At 58.5% G+C, this 597-nt stretch carries 1 protein-coding gene and 1 pseudogene; both read left to right on the top strand.

The annotated features are described in order from the left end of the window. On the top strand, positions 1-388 hold a 388-nt coding region (gene traN / locus IBT54_RS24870), incomplete at its 5' end, for a conjugal transfer protein TraN (RefSeq protein WP_201253327.1). Then, positions 388-597: pseudogene (locus IBT54_RS24865) on the top strand (type-F conjugative transfer system pilin assembly protein TraF); the annotation flags it as partial. The gene traN and the pseudogene IBT54_RS24865, both read left to right, overlap by 1 nt.

Here is a 597-nt window from a genome sequence, read left to right as displayed (position 1 = left end):
CAACTGCAACAGTGACGAAATGGCCATCGGTAAAGCGAAGGCTAAAAAGGTCACCGTTCTGGTCGGCGAAGCCTGCAACAGGGCCGTGCTAGGGGTGTGCGTGCAGAAGAAGCAGGCCTACTGCGTGTTCGGCGGCAAGCTCGCCCGTATCATCCAGGAGCAGGGACGTCGCGATCAGCTGCACGTCAGCTTTGGCAGCGGTGACTCACCGAACTGTCGTGGCATCACGGTTCCTGAACTGCAGGATATCAACTTTGATCTGATTAACTTCCAGGACTTTTACAGCGACCTGATGGCTAACCAGAAAATCCCTGACTCAGCGACGATGATCAAGCAGGCAAAAGACCGCATAGCTGCGCAGGTCAATGCGCAGACAGGAGGTAAATAATGAAGCGGCTGCTGATTAGCCTGATGATGGTTATGTGCGCCGGACAGGCGGTGGCGGACGAAGCGCCGGCTGCTGATGCGGTGGTGACGCCGGCCGACCCCTTTACAGGCTGGCACTGGTACAACGAGCCGAAGAAAAAGCCGGACCCGCCGGCACCAAAAGCGCAGCCCGCGCCGCAGGTGCCGGACTTCAGCAGGCTGTCACCGTCA

This window comes from Pantoea sp. S62 (genome assembly GCF_016658625.1).
GTDB classification, from domain to species: domain Bacteria; phylum Pseudomonadota; class Gammaproteobacteria; order Enterobacterales; family Enterobacteriaceae; genus Pantoea; species Pantoea vagans.
The sequence above is the reverse complement of the archived record's forward strand: the minus strand, read 5'-3'. Positions and strand labels throughout refer to the sequence as shown.